Source organism: Pseudonocardia sp. ZF1, from assembly GCF_056835605.1.
Window position 1 is genome coordinate 235,735 of sequence record NZ_JAJNBY010000002.1, and the last position, 18,772, is coordinate 254,506.

At 72.5% G+C, this 18,772-nt stretch carries 22 protein-coding genes; 11 read left to right on the forward strand and 11 right to left on the reverse strand.

Annotated features, from left to right (window positions below):
- Positions 1-177 precede the first annotated feature (177 nt).
- The 5 genes from ZF1_RS28235 to ZF1_RS28255 all read right to left on the reverse strand — a co-directional run bounded on the left by ZF1_RS28235 (position 178) and on the right by ZF1_RS28255 (position 4,775).
- Complete coding sequence (locus ZF1_RS28235; RefSeq protein ID WP_253067041.1) at positions 178-1,401, reverse strand: hypothetical protein; 1,224 nt, start codon at positions 1,399-1,401, stop codon at positions 178-180.
- Positions 1,398-2,177 (reverse strand): AAA family ATPase, encoded by a 780-nt coding sequence (locus tag ZF1_RS28240; RefSeq protein WP_253067042.1) that lies wholly within the window; start codon positions 2,175-2,177, stop codon positions 1,398-1,400. The genes ZF1_RS28235 and ZF1_RS28240 overlap by 4 nt, the downstream gene beginning before the upstream one ends.
- On the reverse strand, positions 2,177-3,799 hold the full coding sequence (locus ZF1_RS28245) for a Mu transposase C-terminal domain-containing protein (RefSeq protein WP_337826779.1): 1,623 nt from the start codon (positions 3,797-3,799) through the stop codon (positions 2,177-2,179). Before ZF1_RS28245 ends, ZF1_RS28240 begins: the two co-directional genes overlap by 1 nt.
- A complete protein-coding gene (locus ZF1_RS28250; RefSeq protein WP_337826778.1) occupies positions 3,796-4,071 on the reverse strand; it encodes a hypothetical protein in 276 nt (91 codons plus the stop codon). Before ZF1_RS28250 ends, ZF1_RS28245 begins: the two co-directional genes overlap by 4 nt.
- Positions 4,072-4,172: 101 nt before the next feature.
- A complete protein-coding gene (locus tag ZF1_RS28255; RefSeq protein ID WP_253067045.1) occupies positions 4,173-4,775 on the reverse strand; it encodes a recombinase family protein in 603 nt (200 codons plus the stop codon).
- A 205-nt stretch (positions 4,776-4,980) separates the two neighbouring features.
- Between ZF1_RS28255 and ZF1_RS28260 the strand changes: the two genes are divergently transcribed.
- The 8 genes from ZF1_RS28260 (at position 4,981) to ZF1_RS28295 (ending at position 10,785) form a co-directional block, all read left to right on the forward strand.
- A complete protein-coding gene (locus ZF1_RS28260; protein ID WP_098960089.1) occupies positions 4,981-5,250 on the forward strand; it encodes a metal-sensitive transcriptional regulator in 270 nt (89 codons plus the stop codon).
- A gap of 111 nt (positions 5,251-5,361) precedes the next feature.
- Positions 5,362-5,670, forward strand: coding sequence for a rhodanese-like domain-containing protein (locus ZF1_RS28265; protein ID WP_253067048.1), 309 nt, complete (start codon positions 5,362-5,364; stop codon positions 5,668-5,670).
- 46 nt (positions 5,671-5,716) lie between these two features.
- Positions 5,717-7,099 carry an MBL fold metallo-hydrolase gene (locus tag ZF1_RS28270; RefSeq protein WP_100877278.1) on the forward strand — a complete coding sequence of 461 codons (1,383 nt, stop codon included), beginning with the start codon at positions 5,717-5,719 and terminating at the stop codon, positions 7,097-7,099.
- 34 nt (positions 7,100-7,133) lie between these two features.
- Positions 7,134-7,928: a sulfite exporter TauE/SafE family protein gene (locus ZF1_RS28275; RefSeq protein WP_100877279.1), complete on the forward strand. Its 795-nt coding sequence runs from the start codon at positions 7,134-7,136 to the stop codon at positions 7,926-7,928.
- 40 nt (positions 7,929-7,968) lie between these two features.
- Complete coding sequence (locus tag ZF1_RS28280; RefSeq protein ID WP_100877280.1) at positions 7,969-8,364, forward strand: DUF302 domain-containing protein; 396 nt, start codon at positions 7,969-7,971, stop codon at positions 8,362-8,364.
- A 62-nt stretch (positions 8,365-8,426) separates the two neighbouring features.
- Positions 8,427-8,642 (forward strand): SHOCT domain-containing protein, encoded by a 216-nt coding sequence (locus tag ZF1_RS28285; protein ID WP_337826777.1) that lies wholly within the window; start codon positions 8,427-8,429, stop codon positions 8,640-8,642.
- Positions 8,639-10,096, forward strand: coding sequence for a multicopper oxidase family protein (locus ZF1_RS28290; protein WP_100877282.1), 1,458 nt, complete (start codon positions 8,639-8,641; stop codon positions 10,094-10,096). Before ZF1_RS28285 ends, ZF1_RS28290 begins: the two co-directional genes overlap by 4 nt.
- Before the next feature lie 98 nt (positions 10,097-10,194).
- On the forward strand, positions 10,195-10,785 hold the full coding sequence (locus tag ZF1_RS28295; RefSeq protein ID WP_100877283.1) for a rhodanese-like domain-containing protein: 591 nt from the start codon (positions 10,195-10,197) through the stop codon (positions 10,783-10,785).
- A gap of 223 nt (positions 10,786-11,008) precedes the next feature.
- On the opposite strand, the gene ZF1_RS28300 is transcribed toward ZF1_RS28295, so the two are convergent.
- The 5 genes from ZF1_RS28300 to ZF1_RS28320 all read right to left on the reverse strand — a co-directional run bounded on the left by ZF1_RS28300 (position 11,009) and on the right by ZF1_RS28320 (position 15,691).
- Complete coding sequence (locus ZF1_RS28300; protein WP_482638812.1) at positions 11,009-12,286, reverse strand: hypothetical protein; 1,278 nt, start codon at positions 12,284-12,286, stop codon at positions 11,009-11,011.
- Positions 12,283-13,056, reverse strand: coding sequence for an AAA family ATPase (locus ZF1_RS28305; RefSeq protein WP_100877258.1), 774 nt, complete (start codon positions 13,054-13,056; stop codon positions 12,283-12,285). The genes ZF1_RS28300 and ZF1_RS28305 overlap by 4 nt, the downstream gene beginning before the upstream one ends.
- A gap of 2 nt (positions 13,057-13,058) precedes the next feature.
- Positions 13,059-14,699, reverse strand: coding sequence for a Mu transposase C-terminal domain-containing protein (locus ZF1_RS28310; RefSeq protein WP_100877259.1), 1,641 nt, complete (start codon positions 14,697-14,699; stop codon positions 13,059-13,061).
- Positions 14,696-14,953 (reverse strand): hypothetical protein, encoded by a 258-nt coding sequence (locus tag ZF1_RS28315; RefSeq protein ID WP_482638813.1) that lies wholly within the window; start codon positions 14,951-14,953, stop codon positions 14,696-14,698. Before ZF1_RS28315 ends, ZF1_RS28310 begins: the two co-directional genes overlap by 4 nt.
- A gap of 114 nt (positions 14,954-15,067) precedes the next feature.
- On the reverse strand, positions 15,068-15,691 hold the full coding sequence (locus tag ZF1_RS28320) for a recombinase family protein (protein WP_100877261.1): 624 nt from the start codon (positions 15,689-15,691) through the stop codon (positions 15,068-15,070).
- Positions 15,692-15,897: 206 nt separating this feature from the next.
- Here ZF1_RS28320 and nicT point away from each other — a divergent pair, with 206 nt between their 5' ends.
- A complete protein-coding gene (nicT, locus tag ZF1_RS28325) occupies positions 15,898-17,028 on the forward strand; it encodes a Nickel transporter NicT (RefSeq protein ID WP_208622871.1) in 1,131 nt (376 codons plus the stop codon).
- Between the two features lie 49 nt (positions 17,029-17,077).
- Here the strand turns inward: nicT and ZF1_RS28330 are convergent, their stop codons facing one another.
- Positions 17,078-17,710, reverse strand: a complete 633-nt coding sequence (locus ZF1_RS28330) for a histidine phosphatase family protein (RefSeq protein ID WP_392702576.1) — start codon at positions 17,708-17,710, stop codon at positions 17,078-17,080.
- 88 nt (positions 17,711-17,798) lie between these two features.
- Here ZF1_RS28330 and ZF1_RS28335 point away from each other — a divergent pair, with 88 nt between their 5' ends.
- Both ZF1_RS28335 and ZF1_RS28340 read left to right on the forward strand, forming a co-directional pair.
- Positions 17,799-18,008, forward strand: a complete 210-nt coding sequence (locus ZF1_RS28335; protein WP_100877263.1) for a CbtB domain-containing protein — start codon at positions 17,799-17,801, stop codon at positions 18,006-18,008.
- A gap of 17 nt (positions 18,009-18,025) precedes the next feature.
- Positions 18,026-18,769 (forward strand): CbtA family protein, encoded by a 744-nt coding sequence (locus tag ZF1_RS28340; protein WP_100877264.1) that lies wholly within the window; start codon positions 18,026-18,028, stop codon positions 18,767-18,769.
- Positions 18,770-18,772: the final 3 nt, after the last annotated feature.

Consider the following 18,772-nt stretch of genomic DNA (forward strand, 5'->3'; position numbering starts at 1 on the left):
CCAGCACCGCATCCGGCAAGATCATTTGATGCATAGGTGTGAGGCCTTGAAGCAGGTGACGGAAGGACATGGGATCATGAGCAGGTGTTGAACGACGCTGAAGTGGCACTGGCAGACGACAGATAAGTGGCACGCGGCGACAGCTAAATGGCACGGAAGTGGATCATCGTCCGGGCGTCAGAGGTTGGTGACGCTGGCCGTCTGGGCGACGGCTGCGGCGAACGGCGCGGCGGGGTGGTAGCCGTAGAGCGGCCGGGCCGCCGGGGGCGGCCTGGTCCCGGTAAGGGTGCAGCCGCGGGCGACGCGGTGTGCGAGACGTTGAACGCTGAGGTGGAGGTCGCCGGGTTGGCCGAACAGCAGCTGTCCGGGCCCCGGGTTGTCGTGGGTCTCGATTGCGGCCCGCAGCAGTGGCCGGGCTGCGGACGGGATGCGGTACTGCCCGGCGAGCAGGGTGATCTGCTCGGTGTCCGCGCTGTGGCGGTGGTGGGCGAGGAATCGTGATGCTGCGTCGGTGGCCAGTGCAAGCACTACCGCGGCTGCGGTGACCGGACAGACGAGCTGGCGCAGCTGGGTGATCGTGGCCGGGTCGAACCGCGGCCCGAGGACGGCGAGGGTGGCCGGGTTCAGCTCGGGCAGGGTCAGCTGCCGGTGTTCGCTGGCGAAGCCGTCCTGGGCAGCGCGTAGCCGGATCCGGAGCTCCGCTGGGGTGGCGGCGTCGATGGTCAGGCGTTGCAGCAGCGCGCCGACGTCGCAGCCCGGCCAGGCGTGCGACGTGGGCGGGAGTCTCCACCCGAGCCGGTGTCCGTCGGGGCGCCAGGTGCGGGCTTCCTGCCTGGCCGCGGCGAACGCCGCGACGTACACCGCGTGCCCGGTCGGTGGGCACGGAGCGGCGGCCGTATCGGCGAGCAGCGCGTCCACCACAGCTGCCCACCCGGTGCGCGGGTGGGGCAGCGGCGCAGTGTCGCGGTGGTGCCAGACCGGCCACAGCGTGACGTCCGCGTCCGCGGCGAGTTCGACCAGCCGGGCCAGAACGGTCGGACAGAGTCGGTGTGCGCGCAGCACGACCAGGTGGCGGATCTGTTCGGCGCGCAGCCACACCCGCAGCAGGTGTGGGCCGTGGCGGGTGCAGCGTTCCCGTGTCAGCGCCTGCGGGTGCTTGCCCAGCGCTCGGAGCAGGTCCTCGACCAGCGCCGGCCAGGTCGCGCCGGGCCGCGGATGACACACCACCTGCCCGGCCGCCAGGTCGTGGAGATCTTGCAGCCCGCGCATGCAGGCGGTGTCGTCGCGCGGGTCGAGTGCCCAGGACACCCGAGGGCGGTCGGCGGCGACGGGCTCGGTCGCACCGCCGGGCACGGCCGCGACGACGGCCGGCGCTGCCACGGCTGCCGCGGCGAAGCTCACGCTGGCGCGCTGGTGGTGACCCCGCCACCACCGACGTCGACGACGCCGCCGTGAACGGCGAAGGCGTTGTGCACGATCTCCTCGTCGATCCGGTCGCGCGCAGCCCGGGCGCACAGGTCGGCGGCGGTGTGGGTGAACGCGGCCCAGTGCCGCAGGTTCCCGTGTCCGACGTGGTCGTCGATCAGCGCCAGCAGCTCGCGGTCCGCGCCGTCGTAGATCGGGTGGAACGAGCCCATCAGCTCGCACACCTGCGGCGCGGTCAGCGGGTCCAGCGCCACGCGACGGTAGACCCTCGAACGCAGCATCGGCTCGCGGGAGAGCACCGACCAGGCGTCATCGCCGCCGACCAGCAGCAGCGCGAACCGGGTCCGCCGGTCGTCGTGGAGGTAGCGCAGGAACTCGATGCAGTCCTTGGTCAACCGCTGCGCCTCATCGACCACCACCGCCCGCGGGCCGCGCCCGAGGGACTCGAGCAGCTCGTCGGTGAGCACGAACCGGCTGCGCCGCCCGGCCGGGTCGCGGGTGAGCTGCTCGAACAGAGTGGCCGCGACCAGGCGCATCGTCGGCCGGGACGGGAACTCCACCCACGACACCGCCACCCCGGCGTGGCGGGCCAGGGCCCGCTCGACCGCGTAGCTCTTGCCCAGCCCCGCCGGGCCGTGCACCACGCCCATCGCAGACGCCGCCACGACGTGCTCCACGGCCTGATCGGTCGCGACCAGACCCGGGGTGGGCAGCGTGCGCGCCCCGGCGATGTCCAGGAAGTGGTGACCCATCAGCGGCTCTCGCTCTCTGTCGGATCGGCCGGGTCGACGGGCTCGACGGCCGCGGCGGGGGCGGGGGCGGCCAGGTCATCGAGGTCGGTCGAGGTGGCAGCAGTGGCAGGGGTGGCGATGTCGGGGTTCCAGAACGCGAAGTCGGTTTTCAGGTCGAGCAGGCTGGTACGCGCCATCCGGCGCAGCGCCTCATCGTCGCGACGCCCCGCACCGGCCCGGCCGCGCGTCGGCTCGCGGCGGTCGGCACGCGCGGACGCAGCAGTGATGACAGTGGTGTCGGTGACCGGGCCTGGCTCGGTGATCGGGGCCAGCTGGGCGCGGGCCCGACGGCTCGCCCGGCGCTGGCGGCGCCCGAGCTCGGCGGCGTCCGCGCGGCGTCGCTCGAGCACCGCCGCGCGTTGCTCGTCGGTCAGCGTGTCCTGCGCGAACGCGGTCGCCAACCACACATCACCGCGGAACACCTCGATGCTGCGCAGGTCGTGGGGCATGTAGCGGATCTGGACCCGTTCGCCGACCAGGCCGTTGAGCTCCGGGGCCAGGAACCGGACCCCGTCGTGATGCACACCGTCACGGTTGACCGTGCGTTCCCGATCGGCCAGCAGCATCCAACGCAGCGCCTCGGCCGGGATCTCCCGCAGGGGGGTCGCGTCCTGGGCCCAGCGCTGCAGCGGGGTGCCACCCAGCGCGGAGTGCACCCGGCTGATGTTGTAGTCGGCGACCCAGGCGGCGAGCCGGTCCACAAACAACCCGAGCGTCATCGGGTCGGAGTCCGGGCCGAGCAGCGTGCCGTCGGCCGCGCGCGGCCCGCCGGTGTAGAACGGCAACCCGGACAGGAACTCCTGCACCAGCGTCCGGTTCCACCTCTCCACCTTGCCCTTCAAGTGCGGGGTGTAGGCCGGGGCCGGCACCAGCTCCACCCCGAGAGCCGCGCACGAGCGGCGCAGCGCGGCCGCGGTGAACTCCAACCCGTGATCGGTACGCAGCACCGCCGGGACACCGCCGAACGGGCCGCGCGCCGGGTCGATCACGATCCCGCCGCGCAGCGCGGCCAGCACGGTCCCCGAGTTGGGCCGCAGCGAGATCGCCCACCCCATCACCAGCCGCGAGAAGCCGTCGATGAACACCGTCGCCCACGGCTTGACCGGCCGCTGGGCCCGCGGCGCGAGCACCAGCACCGGCAGCTCGACGTGGTCGCCCTCCCACATCGCGTTGCGCGCCGGCGGCGCCCACCGCAGATACACCTCGTAGCGGCGTCGCCCCTCCGCACCGTCCACCAGCCCGGCCCGCTGGCCCGGAGTCAGCTGCGCGGCGAACGCGCGCTGCAGCCGGCGCACCGACAACCCGCCCGGACGACCGGCGTGCAGCTCGCGGTGCACCGCCGCGACATTGCCCTGCCACCGCGTGAACGCGTCCACATCCGCGTCGGTCAGTTCGTAGCGATCCGACCTGCTCTCCTGGTCGGTGTCGGTGAACTCCGCGACCCAGCGCCACACCGTCCGCGCGCCCACCTCGAGCTCCCCAGCGACGCGACGGACCTCGTCACCGATCGGCTCACCTGCTCGCCGGCGTTCCCGCAGCCGCGCCACCAGCAGCGCCTTGGCATGCGGGTCCACCCGAGTCATCGCGCCAGCTCACCGACACAGTCCGGGCACACCGGCCCCGACAGCCGCCACCCGGCGCTACTCATCCAGGCCTGCACCATCGGCGATATCCGATCGGCGCCGTCCGCGGCGGCCGCCAACTCTCCGCCCAGCAGGGGTCCGTCCCCGCACCGCACACACGCGAGGTCAGCGACCGGGCCGGGCGGCACGCAGCCGCGGCAGAACCGCCGCTCGACCAGCCCCATCGACTCCGCCTCCATCGACTCCGTGGTGTCCAGCAGCAGCCAGGTCATCGACACCTCCGCGCGCTCGATCGGGTTCCCCGGCGCCTGCCCGCACCCCGAACAACGCATCTCCACGCGCCCCGGATACGCCGAACTCTGCCGCCGCACCGCTACACCCGACCACTCTGCTGCACGGGCGTATCGGACGGTTTGCCCAGGTAGCGGTAGATCGTGGGCCGGCTGACCCCGAACTCGGCAGCGATCTGGGCCACGGTGTAGCGGCGCCGCCCGTCCGCACCGGTTTCCTCGTACATCAGCCGTGCCAGGTGCGCCTGGCGCGCCCCGAGCTTCGGTTTCTGCCCACCGGTACGCCCGCGAGCACGCGCGGCCTCCAGGCCGTCCTTGGTCCGTTCGGAGAGCAGGCTGGCCTCGAACTCGGCGATCGCGCCGAGCACCTGGAAAAACATCCGCCCGACCGCGGTGGAGGTATCCACACCCTGATCGAGCACCACCAGATCGACACCACGCTGCTGCAGCGTGCGGGCCAGCTCGATCAGGTGCTCCAGCGAACGGCCCAACCGGTCCAGCTTGGTCACCACCAGCTGGTCACCGGCCCGTACGACGAGCAGCGCCTGATCGAGCTCCGGACGGCGCGCGAGCTTGCCCGAGGCCCGGTCGACGAACACCTGCTCGCAGCCAGCCGCGCGCAGCGCGTCGTGCTGAGCTTCGGGATGCTGGTCACGGGTCGAGACCCGGGCGTAGCCGATGCGCACACCCGCACCGTATCGCGAACCCGCGAATGCGTTACGCAGGCGCGGACACGGGTTCCGTTACAAACGCGACCTGCAGGAACCGACCTGCTCCGCGAGTGTCTCGCGAACGATCATTTCCCGACACACACCCCCAACCGCGCACGCACGAGGTGCGACCCGGAACAGATACACCCGGGGGTATGTTCGTGAGAGTGGAGGTGGCGACATGGAGATGACTCCCGCCCTGGTGGGCGACGCTCTGGTCCGGTTGCGACGCGCGCAGGGCCAACTGGCCGGCGTGATCCGGGCGATCGAGGGGGGTGGGGACTGCGCGGAGGTGCTGACCCAGCTGGCCGCGGTCTCCCGTGCTCTGGACCGGGCGGGTTTCAAGATCGTCGCGAGTGGGATGCGGCACTGCCAGGCGGCCCGGGACCGGGGTGAGCAGCCGCCGATGACCGAGGACGAGCTGGAGAAGCTGTTCCTGTCGCTGGCCTGATCCGCGAGCCCCGACCTCCCGTGGCGTAGCCGTGGGTAGCAGCCAAGGCAGAAGTGTGTTTCCTGGATACCCCACCGGGTATCCGTGACCAGGAGGTGTTGCATCGTGTCGATGCGCGAGATGGACGTGGAGCAGTTCGCGGCGGGACGTCGTGAGGACATGGCCGTGGTGGATGTGCGCTCCCATGAGGAGTTCGTGTCGGGCCACGTACCTGGGGCGGTGAACATGCCGCTGGAGCGGGTGATCACCGATCCGGGCCGCTATGCCGGGCAGGAGTTGTACGTGATCTGTCAGTCCGGGGGTCGCAGCGCCCAGGCGGCGCAGGCGCTGGCCGCTGCCGGCGCGCAGCCGGTGTCGGTGGCCGGCGGGACCGCCGGCTGGATCAGCTCCGGGCGCCCGGTGGACACCGGGGCCCGATGAGCGCCCCGCCAGTCCGATCGAACCGACGAAACGAAGGAGATCTGTCGTGATCGACGTCAACGTGATCGAAACGTCCTCGCTGGGTGACCGCAGCTACCTGGCCACCGACGGGGAGGTGGCGGTGGTGGTCGACCCGCAGCGAGACGTGGACCGGGTCCTGGCCCTGGCCGGGCGGCTCGGGGTGCGGATCTCGCACGTCGTGGAGACCCACGTGCACAACGACTACGTCTCCGGCGGGCTGGAGCTCGCCCGCCTCACCGGCGCGGCCTATGTGATGTCGGCGCGCGACGATCTGGCGTTCGCCCGCACCGGCGTGGTCGACGGTGACGTGCTGGAGGCCTCGCCGCGGCTGCGGCTGCGGGTGCTGGCCACCCCGGGGCACACCTTCCATCACCTGTCCTACGTGCTGGAGGGCCCGGACGGGCCGCAGGGGGTGTTCACCGGCGGGTCGCTGCTCTACGGCACCACCGGGCGTACCGACCTGCTGGGTGACGAGCACGCGGAGGCGCTGGCTCGGGCCCAGCATGCTTCGGCCGCGTCGATGGCCGACGTGTTGCCCGACGGGGCGCAGGTGTGGCCGACCCACGGGTTCGGCAGCTTCTGCACCGCCAGCCCCGCCTCGGGCAACGACTCCACGGTCGGGCACGAGAAGGAGGTCAATCCCGTGTTGCGGTTGGCCCGCGACGAGTTCGTCCGCCACACGCTGGCCGGGTTGGGTGCCTACCCCGCCTACTACGCGCACATGGGCGCGCTCAACACCGCCGGACCGGCGCCGGTCGACCTGCGCCCGCCGACCATCGCCGACCCGGCCGAGCTGGCGCGCCGCCTGGCCGACGGGGAGTGGGTGGTCGACCTGCGCCACCGCAAGGCCTACCTCGACTCGCACCTCACCGGAACGGTGAGCCTCGGCCTGGACGGGCCGATGGCGACCTGGCTGGGCTGGATGGCCCCCCACGACGCACCGATCACCCTGCTCGGTGAGGACCGCGCGCAGGTCGCGCAGGCCCAGCGTGAGCTGGTCCGTATCGGCGTCGACCACGTCGTGGCCGCCGCCACCGGTGAGCCCGGGGACCTGGCCGACGCGGCCCAGCTGGCTGGGTTGCCGAGCGCGAGTTTCGCCGACCTGGCCGCGGAGCTGTCCGGTCGGCGGGTCGCGGACCTGCCGCCCGCTCAGGTGGTCCTCGACGTCCGGCTGGGCACCGAGTGGGCCGCCTCGCACGTCCGCGGCGCGGTGCACGTCCCGCTGCCCGAGCTGGACGCCCGGCTCGCCGAGGTGCCCGACGGCGCGGTGTGGGTGCACTGCGGCAGCGGCTACCGCGCCACCGCGGCCGCGTCGCTGCTGGCCCGCGCCGGGCGGACGGTGGTGGTCATCGACGACATGTTCGACGACGCCGCGGATGCCGGGGTCCCGCTGACACCCACCTCGTGAGCAGGTCCCGGACCCGTGGCCCAAGGCGGGCACGGTGATCCTCGCCGGCGTGTTCGGCCTGGTCATCGGCGCCGCGCTGGGGCTGCTCGGTGCGGGTGGCTCGATCCTGGCCGTCCCGGCCCTGGTCTACGGGGTCGGCCAACCGGTGGCGGCCGCGGTGTTCGGGTCGCTGCTGGTGGTGTCCGTGTCGGCGGCCGGCGGCGTGGCAGCGAGGTTGCGGTCCGGCATGATCCGGTGGCCGGTAGCGCTGGTGTTCGGCGCGGCGGGCATTCCCACCGCGTTCGCGGGGGCCGCGCTCGGCCGCCTGATCGCCGACCGGTGGCTGCTGGTGGCGTTCTCGGTGCTGATGGTCGTCGTCGCGGCCCGGATGCTGCGCGGCAACCCCGAGGAGGCGACCGGCGGCGCGTGTCGGATCCGCGACGGGCGGGTCGACTGGCGCAGCTGCCTGCCCAAGGCGCTCGCCGCCGGCGCCGGGGTCGGGGTGCTGACCGGGCTGTTCGGGGTGGGGGGCGGTTTCCTCATCGTTCCCGCCCTGACCCTGCTGCTCGGGCTGAGCGCCGCAGAGGCCATCGCCACCTCGCTGGTGATCGTCACGATCACCTCGCTGGCCGGGCTGTCCGCGCACGCCGCCGACGCCGCGAGCGTGGACTACGGCGTGATCGCCGTGTTCGCCGGCGCCGCCCTGCTCGCGTCGCTGGCCGCCGGGCGCGTGGCGAACCAGCTCCCGGCCGCGGCGCTGCGGCGCGGGTTCGCCTACCTGATCCTGGCCGTCGCGGTCGGCGTCGCCGCCGCCGCGCTGCTCGCCCCGGCCGCACTGAGCAGCGGCTGACACACACACGACCGACAACTTGACGAATGGAGCATTCGCAATGGACTACAGCATGACGATCACCCTGGATCTGCCCTACGACCAGGCGGTCCCCGCGGTCAAGGCGGCCCTGGCCGAGCAGGGGTTCGGGGTGCTCACCGAGATCGACGCCCGCGCCACCCTCAAGGAGAAGCTCGACCACGACATGGAGCCCTACGTCATCCTGGGCGCCTGCAACCCCCAGCTCGCCCACCGCGCCCTCGACGTCGACCGGCAGATCGGGCTGCTGCTGCCCTGCAACGTCGTGGTCCGCGCCGACGGCGACGACCGCAGCATCGTCTCCGCCCTGGACCCGCAGGTCATGGTCACCATCCCCGAACGCGAAGACCTGCGCCCCGTCGCGGACGAGGCCGGGGTACGCATCCGGGCCGCACTCGACGCACTCACCAGCGACTGACCCGCAGACCAAAACAGGCACGACGAGACGACGGGAGTGGAACGACCATGATGGACGGCTCGATGATGGGATGGTTCTGGATCTGGCCGGTACTGGTGCTGATCGGCCTGGTGCTGCTGGGCTACCTCGCCTACCGGCTCACCCAGAACCGCCGACCCGGCGCGGACACCGCCGCGGCGGCGGGGCCGACCTCGGCACGGCAGATCCTCGACGAGCGCTACGCCCGCGGCGAGATCGACGACGACGAGTACCGCAAGCGCCGCGACGAGCTGGCGTGACCCCGGCACCGATCAGCCGGCGCCGCGCGATCGTCCTGGGCGGGCTCGGCGCCGCCGCCGTCGCCACCGGTGCGACGGGCTGGATCGGCTCCGGTACGGGCAGCCGGCTGCGGCCCGCCGACACCGGCGCAGAGCTGCGCCAACCGCAGGTCCTGGACAGTGCGGGCGGGCGGCTGCAGGTCGAGCTCACCGCCGCGGCGGGGGTGCGGCTGGCCGGTCGGGACACCCAGGGCCTGGGTTTCAACGGCACCGCACCCGGGCCGACGCTGCGGGTGCACCCCGGTGACGAGCTCGCGGTGCGCCTGACCAACCGGCTCGACGAGCCCACCAACCTGCACACCCACGGGCTGCGGGTGTCCCCAGAGGGCAACAGCGACAACCCGTTCCTGCGGGTCGACCCCGGCACCTCGTTCGACTACCTCTACCGGATCCCGGAGGATCACCCGGCCGGCACCTTCTGGTACCACCCGCACCACCACGGCATGGTGGCCGATCAGATCTTCGGCGGGCTCGCCGGTGCGCTGCTGGTCGCCCCGGCGGGCGCCGACCCCGACCTGGCGGTGGTCGAGGACCGGGTGCTGCTGGTCACCGACACCACCCTCGACGGTGACGGCGGGCTGGTCGAGGTGAGCGCGATGGACCGGGCGATGGGCCGCCAAGGCGAGCTGGTCCTGGTCAACGGCCAGCACCAGCCCGTCATCCCCGCCGTTCCCGGCGGGACGCAGCGCTGGCGGGTCGTCAACGGCTGTGTGTCGCGGGTACTGAGCATCCGCCTCGACGGGCACCAGCTCGTCCGGGTCGCCCAGGACGGCACGTTCCTGCCCGCCCCGGTCGACGCGGACCGGGTGATGCTCGCCCCGGGCAACCGGGCCGACGTGATCGTCCGCCCCACCGGCACCGGCCGCTACCCGCTGATCGCCGACGCCGTCGACCGTGGTGGCATGGGCGCGATGATGGGCGGCGCCGCCGCGAGCAGCGGGCCCGTCACCCTCGCCACCATGGTCACCGCCGGGGCGCCGGTCACCGCACCGCCGCTGCCCACCGCACTGCTCGCCGAGGCGCCCGCCCCAGGGCCGGTGACCGGGCGGCGGCAGATCACCTTCCAGATGGGCATGGGCGCAGGCGGGATGGCCTTCACCATCGACGGCCGCGCCTTCGATCCCAAGCGCGACGACCAGACCATCGCCCTGGGCTCCACCGAGGAATGGACGATCACCAATCCCGGCCCGCTCGCGCACCCGTTCCACCTGCACGTCTGGCCGTTCACCGTGCTCGAGTCCAGCGACGCCACCCCACCGACCGGGGTGCCGCAGGACGTCGTGCTCGTCCCGGCCCGCGGCTGGGTCCGGCTCCGCATCCCGTTCACCACGTATTCCGGGCGCAGCGTCTACCACTGCCACATCCTCGACCACGAGGACGCCGGAATGATGGCCACCGTCAACGTCCGCCCGTGAGTGCGCCTCGACTCGGCCATCTCGCCGACCCGGGCCCGACCGCGGCGGCCGGCTCAGCGACCATCCATCCCACGACCCCTACCGACAAGGACGCCCCTGTGGCCCACGCCAGCCCCCGCCACGTCGACGCACGCACCGTTCGCGACTGGCTCGGCGATCCCGACACCGTGACCGTCATCGACGTGCGAAGCCCCACGGAGTTCGAGACCGTGCACATCCGCGGTTCCTACAACGTGCCGCTGGACATGGTCAATGAGCACACCGAGCAGCTCGCCGCTCACTTCGACCGGCAAGTCGTCCTCGTCTGCCAGTCCGGGACGCGGGCCGCGCAGGCTCACCAGCGTCTCGCCGGGGTCGGATCCGAGCGCGTGCATATCCTCACCGGCGGCATCTCCGCGTACTCCGGTGTCGGCGGGGACGTTGTGCGTGGCCGCGCCCGGTGGGCGCTGGAGCGCCAGGTCCGTCTCGTCGCCGGAACGCTCGTGCTCGCAGGACTGACCGCGGGACTGCGTGCGCCGAGGGCACGTCTGCTCGCCGGCGGAATCGGGGCCGGACTCACCGTCTCCGCGCTCACAGACAGCTGCACAATGGCGTCGTTCCTGTCCGCGCTCCCATACAACCGCGGGCCTCGCGACCGCACGCCGGCCGAGGTACTCGCGGAGCTTCCCGCCACCCGGAAGGCAGCGTGAACCGCAGGCACCAACGCAGCACCGAGTTCCTGTAGCTGGCCCGCGATGATCGACGTGACGAACGGTTACCCGAGACGGAATTGATCTCGATCCGCGAACTGCGGTCAGCGTGCACCAGGGCGTCGCGGGACTGCCATCTCGTGGCGCCGACCCGCTGTCGTTCTACTGTCGTTCCACAGCGGGGGCGCCGGTGAGCAGTCGGCGACGAGAGTCCCCGGGCAGCTCAGGGTCTCCAGCGGCGGCGACGAGGTAGCGAGTCGTGGTCGGGCTGGAGACGCGGTCGGGGCGGGGCTCCTTCGAGCCGGACCCGTCCGGTGTTGACCAGTTCGGCGACGAAGGGCCGTTCGGGACCGAAGTCGCTGCGCTCGAACGAGGGAGGCAGAGCCACCTCGGCGCGCCCGGCAACGCGAGTGATGAGGTTGGCCATGGCCTGCGCGCAGTACGACGTGTCGTCCGTACGCGTCAGGAACGTGTAGGGCGGGAGCCCGCGCATGCGGTGCTCGATCAGGGCGGCCCGCAGGATGACCTGGACCGATCCGGGGATGCGGTAGCGGCCCGGCAACAGGTCGACGTGCCCGCCGTCGGGGCTGACGCTGCGCTGCATGCACCCTGCGATGCGGCCGGGTCGGGCGTCGGTGGCCCACGTAAGCAGCAGCGCGACGGCGCTGGTCGGGCACACGATCCGGCGCAGCCGGGTCACGACCGGTGCCGGTAGGCGTGGACCGATCAGCTCCCGGAGATGTTGCGCGTCGGGCAGCACGAGGGTGAGCCCCTCGATGGCGAACCCGGCGCGCGCGGCGTCTAGGAGCAGGTCCAGCTCGGCCCAGGTGGCGGCGTCGATGCTCAGCCGCTGCAGCAGCGCCCCGAGCTCGCACCCGGGCTGGGTGTAGCGGCGCTGCCGGGGCGGGGCGACCCGCCACAGCCGGGCCTCGCGCCGGGCCTCGGTGACCGCCTCGCGGTGGATCGCGTCCACCGACCGCAGCCGGACCTGCTCCGATGACACCGGTCGGGCGCGGCCACGCCGGAGCGTGTCGACCGCCGCGGGCCAGGACCAGATCTCACCGATCCGGCCCGGCCCGGGTGGGTCGCTGTGGTGCCAGACCAGCCAGATCGTGGTGCCGGTCGCGGCGGCCAGCTCGGCGAACCGGTCGAGCAGCGGCGGCCGCAGCAGGTGCGCACGCAGCACCACCAGGTGCTCGACGCGCTCGGCGCACATCCAGACCTGCACCAGGCGCGCGCCATCGCGCAGGCGCCGTTCCCGGGCGAGCGCGTCGCGCGGCTTGCCCAGGGCCTCGAGCAGGTCCCGGATCAGCACCGGCCAGGTCGCGCCCGGCGTGGGATGACACACCGCCCGACCGCCGGCCAGATCGTGCATCGCGGTCAGCTGCCGCAGGCAGGCGTGGTCGTCATCGGGATCGTGCACCCACCGCAGCCCCGCCCCGGCCGACGACGCCGGCGCCGCGCCCACGCGGCCGCTGGGCGCCGGGGCGGAGCCGGTCACGCGCTCACGCCGCCGCCGTGCAGGGTGAACGCGTTGCGGGCCACGGTCTCATCGACCCGGTCGGCGCCGGTGGTCGCGCACAGCGCGGCCGCGGTCCGGGTGAACGCTGCCCAGTGCCGCAGGTTGCCGTGCGCGAAGTGGTCATCGACCAGCAGGAGCAGCTCGGCGTCGACACCGTCGTAGAGCGCGTGATAGGTCGGGATGAACCGAACCACCTCGGCCGGGGTGAGCGGTTCCACGCTGACCCGGCGGTAGATCCGCGAGCGCAGCATCGGTTCCCGCGACAGCACCTTCCAGGTGCCGTCCCCGCCGACCAGCAGCAACGCGAACCGCGTCGCGCGGTGGTCGTGCAGGTAGCGCAGGTACTCGATGCACTCGGTGTTCAGGCTCTGCGCCTCGTCGACCACCACCACGTGCCCGCCGCCGCCCGGCGGTGGGGCCAGTTCCTCGACCAGCTGCTCGGTGAGCACGAACCGGTTCCCGCGCCCGGTCGGCACCCTGGTGAGTTCGGCGAGCAGGTCGGCCGCGACCAGGCGCATCGTGGGGCGGCTGGGGAACTTCACCCAGCACGGCGCCCGCCCGGCCCGCCCGTCGACCACCGCGCGGGTCAGGGCCTGCTCGACCGCGTAGGTCTTGCCCAGCCCGGCCGGGCCGTGCACCGTGCCCATCGCCTGCACGGCGAGCAGGTCGGTCACCGCCCGCTCGACCATCAGCAACGAGTCGGTGGGCAGCGTGGCCGCGCCCTCGACATCCAGGAAATGCCGCACCATCCCTACCCCTTCCCGTCCTCCACCGTGCCCCCGAGGTCGGCCCCGGCCTTGTCCTCGCCGGGCTTGTCGGCTGCGCCGCGCGCCGGCCCGGCCTCCGGTGCTGCCGCCGGCCCTGCCTCGGGTGCTGCCGCCGGCGTCGGGTCACGCGGCGGGTTCCAGTACTCGAAGTCACGGTGCAGGCCCAGCAGGTCGGTACGGCCCAGCCGGCGCATCTCCCGCCCGTCGTCGTCGCGGCGATGGTGGCGCTCGCGCTGTTCCTGGCGGTCCTGCTCGGCGGTGACCACCGTGGTGTCCTCGCCCGGTCCGGGTGCGGTCAGCGGGGCCAGCCGGGCCCGAGCGCGCCGGCTCGCGCGGCGTTGCCGGCGGCCCAGCTCGGCGGCGTCGGCGTGGCGCCGGGCCAGCACCGCGGCCCGCTGCTCGGCGGTCAGCTCGTCCTGCGGGTAGGCGGTGCACAACCAGGTGTCGCCGCGGAAGATCTCGATCTGCCGCAGGTCGTGCGGGGTGTAGCGGACCCCGACCCGTTCGCCGACCAGCCCGTTGAGCTCCGGGGCGATGAACCGCACCCGCTCGAAGTGCACCCCGTCCTTGTTGATCGTCCGCTCGACGTCGGCCATCAACATCCACCGCAGCTGCTCGCCGGGCACCTCACGCAGCGGGGTCGCGTCCTCCTGCCAGCGCCCGAGCGGGGTCTGCCCGGCCAGCTCGCTGTGCACCCGCCGCAGGTTGTACTCGGTGATCCAGTCGGCGAAGTGATGGCTGAACAGCTCCAGGCTCATCGGGTCGGCGTCCGGCCCGAACAACCGCCCGTCCGCGCCCCGCGGGCCGTGGGTGTAGAACGGCAACCCGGACAGGAACTCCTGGTCCAGGGTCCGGTTGACCCGCTCGACCTTGCCCTTGCGGTGCGGCGTGTAGGGCGGAGTGGGCAACAGGTCGATCCCCAGCGCGGCGCACGAGCGCGCCATCGCGGTCGCCATGAACTCCAGCCCGCGGTCCGGGCGCAGCGCCTCCGGCAGCCCACCGAACGGGCCCCGCGCCGCGTCGAGGACCATGCCTTGCCGCAGCGCCGCGAGTACCACCGCCGAGGTCGGGTACAGCGACAACGCCCACCCCATGATCAGCCGTGAGAAGCCGTCGATGAACAGCGTCGCCCACGGCTTCCGCGGCCGCTGCGCCCGCGGGGCGAGCACCTGCACCGGCAGCTCGGTGTGGTCGCCCTCCCACAACGCGTTGCGCCGATTCGGCGCCCACCGCAGGTACACCTCATGCCGCCGCCGGCCCTCGACCCCGTCCACCACCGCAGCCCGCTCGGCCGGGGTCAGGTCCCGGGTGAAGGCCTCCTGCAGGCGACGCAGCGACGGCGCCCCCGCCCGGCCGGCATGCAGATCCCGATGCACCGCGGCCACGTTGCCGTGCCACTGGGCGTAGGCGTCCCGGTCGGCCTCGGTGACCACGTAACGAGCCCGCGGCCGCCGCTCCAGCCCGGCCGGATCTGTGGCCAGCCACCCCCACACGGTGCGCTCGGCCACCCCCACCCCGGCCGCGGCCCGCCGAACCTCGGCGCTGGTCAACGCACCCGCCGCGCGCTGTTCCCGCAGCCGCGCCACCAACAGCGCCTTCACCTGCGCGTCGACGTGCGTCGTCACGACGACCTCGCCCGACCGAACACCTGCCGGCACGGCGGGCACGTCATCACCGGGTCCAACGCCCAGCCCTGCGCGACCAACCACCCCCCTACCGCGGGGTCGGCCGTGGGGTCGGCGTCGGCGAGCGCCCCGGCCAGCAGCGGCCCGTCCCCGCAGTACGCACACACCACCTCGCTGACCGGTCCGGACGGGACGCAGCCGCGGCAGAACCCGCGGACCACCAGCTCGCCGGCCTCGCGTACCAGCCAGCGCACCGCCAGCTCGGCGCGCAACCGCGCCGCGGACTCGACGCTGCTCGACCGCGCTCCGCACCCGGGACACCCTCCACCCGTGGGAGAGCCTCGGCGCGCGACCGCGGACATAGGCGGCTACTCCTCCCGCTCCGGCGCGCCGGGAGTGCCCGCCGCGGTCAGCGACGTCGCCGGCCGCGGTGGCAGGTGCCGATACAGCGTGGTGCGCGCGATCCCGGTCTTGGCCACGATCTCCGCGATCGTGTCCCCGGCCTCGCGCAGGTGCACCGCGTAGTTCAGCTTGTGCGGGTCCACCACCGACGGCCGCCCGGTCCGGCGCCCCTTCGCCGTGGCGACCGCGCGGGCGTGCGCAGCCCGCTCCAGCATGTAGGTGCGTTCCATCTGCCCGAACAACGCCAACAACACCACCGCCAGCTGCGCCATCGGGTCCTCCGGGCGGGAGGAGTCCACCAAGATCGGGTCGGCCAGGTTGCGCACCCCGACCCCGCGCTCGGTCAGCTCGTGGATCATGTTCAGGGTGTCGCGGACGGTGCGGCCGAGCCGGTCGAGGGTGTGCACCACGATCACGTCGCCGTCGCGGGCGTACCCGAGCAGCGCGCGCAGCCCGGGCCGGTCGGTGGTCGAGCCGGACTTCTTGTCCACGAACGTCCGCTCGGGCGCGATCCCGACCTCGGCGAGCGCGTGCAGCTGCCGGTCGAGGTCCTGCTTCGCGGTCGAGACCCGCGCATAGCCCAGATCCACACCCGGACCGTACCGATGATCAGCCTCGTAGCTGCGCCGCGACACGCGGCGGCGGACCTGACATTCGGGACGGCGCGACCAGCGCCGTTGCTGGCGGGGGAGCGGGGCGGGCGGTGGTGTCCCACAACCAAGGTTGCGGAACACCGCGTCACGCGGCTTATCGCCGCATCTATGCAACGACCAGTTTGTGTCGGATAGTTACCCGCATGAGTGACGTGCTCTCGCCCCCCGTGGCCACTACACGCGCCGCCGCCCGGTGGGACCGGGCCGACAAATTGTCCATCCTTGGCATGGTCGGGTTCGTCCTGCTGCTCAACGTCGTGGGCTGGGGGGTGCTGGTCCTGGTGATCGCCCCGCAGAACCTGGCACTGGGCAGCACCGGGGTGTTCGGAGTCGGACTGGGGTTCACTGCGTTCCTGCTCGGGGTGCGCCACGCCTTCGACGCCGACCACATCGCCGCGATCGACAACACCACCCGCAAGCTGGTCGGCGAGGGCAAGCCCGGCCTTGGGGTGGGCTTCTGGTTCTCCCTGGGCCACTCCAGCGTGGTGTTCGGGCTCTCGCTGCTACTGGCGCTGGGGGTCAGCGTGCTCGTCGGCCCGGTCCAGGACGAGAACTCCCAGCTCCAGCAGACCCTCGGGCTGATCGGCACCATCGTGGCCGGGGTGTTCCTGATCCTGATCGGGCTGATGAACCTGTTCGCCGTGATCGGCATCGCCCGGGTGTTCCGCCAGATGCGCACCGGCGAGCTCGACGAGGCCGAGCTGGAGCGCCAGCTGCACAACCGCGGCTTCCTGGCCCGGCTGCTCGGCCGGGTGATGCGCCGGGTGAGCAAGCCCTGGCACATGTACCCGGTCGGACTGCTCATGGGACTGGGCTTCGACACCGCCACCCAGGTCGCCCTGCTCGTGCTCGCCGCCGGCTCCGCCGCGCTCACCCTGCCCTGGTACGCCATCCTCGTCCTGCCGGTGCTCTTCGCCGCCGGGATGAGCCTGTTCGACACCGCCGACGGCATCTTCATGGCCCGCGCCTACGGCTGGGCATTCCTCAAACCCGTCCGGAAGGTCTTCTACAACCTGACCGTCACCGTGCTCTCCGTCGTCGTCGCACTGGTCGTCGGGGTCATCGTGCTGATCGGGCTGCTCACGGAGAAGCTCGGCATCGACACCGGCCCACTGGCCGCCATCGGCACCCTCGACCTGAACTACGTCGGCTACACCGTCGTCGCCCTGTTCGTGATCACCTGGCTCGTCGCGTTGGCGATCTGGAAGTTCGGCCGGATCGAGGAGCGCTACAGCACCACCCCCAGCCCGGGCAGCCCGCGCCCGGGCCACTGACCACCACGAGCGGTTCGAGCAACAGGCCGGCCCGGCCCCGCAAATCGGTCTAGTCCTGTCGCGAGACGAGTGGCGCGGCGGTGGATCGCAGTGTCCACCGACCAGGCGATCCCCGAAGCTGGGTGGCGGTCAGGGGGGCGATGTCGATGCGCCAGAACGCCGAGAGCGGGGCGCCGATCGCGACGAGCACCGCAGACCGCACGACAGCCGAATGGGTGACCGCCACCGTGTGACCATCGTCGGGCACCGTGTCGAGCCAGTCGGCCACGCGGGCCAGCAGCTGCACGCGCGACTCGCCGCCGTGCGGCGCCGCGTCGGGCTCAGACAACCACGCCGTCACGGCGTGCGGCTCCGCAGCAGCGACCTCGTCAAGCGTCCGGCCCCGCCACCGTCCGAGGTCCCAGTCGGCCAGCGCCGGTTCGATCACGGCCGAGAACCCCAGCCCATCGGCGGTCTGGCAGCACGCCGGCGCCGGCGAGGTCAGGACCCGGACCGCCCGGGGCAGCCGCCCGCGGGCCTGCTCGACCCAGCCCGCCCCCCGGGCGTCGAGCGGCTCGTCCGAGGCGAACGCGGCGGAGTTGGTGGCCGAAGTCGACGAATGGGACACCAGTGTGATCCTGCTGCTCATCAACCCCTCCGAAGCGTCCTGACGGCCCTTGACACCGATCCGGCCCGCACCCACACTTCTCATCTGAATATCTGTTCAGATGAGAGAAGGCGCCGTCCCGGAAGTGCGTGGACGGCAGCCTCCCCGACAAGGAGATCCGATCATGGCTCAGGCGGCGGCACTGCCCGCGTCCACCCCGGTGACCATCCCCCTGAACCAGCTCCTCCCGTGGGCGGTGTTCGCCGGGGTCATCCTGCTCTCGCTGCTGTATCTGGTGGGCCTGGACCAGGGCGCCACGTCGCTGATCTCGGGCAGCATGCTGCACGAGTTCGTGCACGACGGGCGCCACCTCCTCGGCTTCCCCTGCCACTGACGGCCAGGACACCCATCATGGTGAGGACCCTGCTGATCCGGGGCATGATCGCCGGGCTGGTCGCCGGTCTGGCCTACTTCCTGTTCGCCTATCTGTTCGGGGAACCTCCCGTCGAGGCGGCCATCGGCTACGAGGACCAGGTCGCCACCGCGGCGGGCGAGGCCTCCACCGAGGAGCCGCTGGTCAGCCGCGGGATCCAAGCCACCCTCGGGCTGGCCACCGCCGCACTGATCTACGGCGTGGTGGTCGGTGGCATCCTGTCGCTGGTGTACGCCTCGGTGGTCGGGCGAGTCGGACGGCTCAGCGCGCGGGCGACCGCGGCGGTGATCGCGGGGATCGGGTTCGTCGCCGTGGCTCTCGTCCCGTTCATCAAGTACCCGGCCAACCCGCCCGCCTCGACGCTCGACACCACGGTCGGGCAGCGCGCCGGACCCTTCCTGGTGCTGATCATCGCGTCGGTGCTGCTCGCCGTCGGTGCGGTGATGCTGGGCCGCAGCCTCGCCGTGCGGATGGGTTCATGGAACGCCACCCTGGTCGCGGCCGCTGCCTATCTTGGCGCGGTGGGGATCGTCGGGTTCCTCCTGCCGACGGTCGCCGAGACCCCGACCGACTTCCCGGCCACCGTGTTCTACGACTTCCGGGTGGCGGCGATCGGCGGTCAGCTCGTGCTGTGGACCGTAGTCGGGCTCGTGTTCGGTGCGTTGATCGATGGCCGGTCGCGGCGGCGCTCCAGCAGCACAGTCGATGCCGCCGCTGGATAGTCC

Excerpts from the sequence above, each read along its gene's own strand:
- ZF1_RS28280 (WP_100877280.1), top strand. The coding sequence starts at position 7,969 with ATGGACTACAGCATGACGATCACCCTGGATCTGCCCTACGACCAGGCG.
- ZF1_RS28240 (WP_253067042.1), bottom strand. The coding sequence starts at position 2,177 with ATGGGTCACCACTTCCTGGACATCGCCGGGGCGCGCACGCTGCCCACC.
- ZF1_RS28265 (WP_253067048.1), top strand. The coding sequence starts at position 5,362 with ATGCGCGAGATGGACGTGGAGCAGTTCGCGGCGGGACGTCGTGAGGAC.
- ZF1_RS28285 (WP_337826777.1), top strand. The coding sequence starts at position 8,427 with ATGATGGGATGGTTCTGGATCTGGCCGGTACTGGTGCTGATCGGCCTG.
- nicT (WP_208622871.1), top strand. The coding sequence starts at position 15,898 with ATGAGTGACGTGCTCTCGCCCCCCGTGGCCACTACACGCGCCGCCGCC.
- ZF1_RS28305 (WP_100877258.1), bottom strand. The coding sequence starts at position 13,056 with ATGGTGCGGCATTTCCTGGATGTCGAGGGCGCGGCCACGCTGCCCACC.
- ZF1_RS28335 (WP_100877263.1), top strand. The coding sequence starts at position 17,799 with ATGGCTCAGGCGGCGGCACTGCCCGCGTCCACCCCGGTGACCATCCCC.
- ZF1_RS28245 (WP_337826779.1), bottom strand. The coding sequence starts at position 3,799 with ATGACTCGGGTGGACCCGCATGCCAAGGCGCTGCTGGTGGCGCGGCTG.
- ZF1_RS28250 (WP_337826778.1), bottom strand. The coding sequence starts at position 4,071 with ATGACCTGGCTGCTGCTGGACACCACGGAGTCGATGGAGGCGGAGTCG.
- ZF1_RS28340 (WP_100877264.1), top strand. The coding sequence starts at position 18,026 with ATGGTGAGGACCCTGCTGATCCGGGGCATGATCGCCGGGCTGGTCGCC.
- ZF1_RS28260 (WP_098960089.1), top strand. The coding sequence starts at position 4,981 with ATGGAGATGACTCCCGCCCTGGTGGGCGACGCTCTGGTCCGGTTGCGA.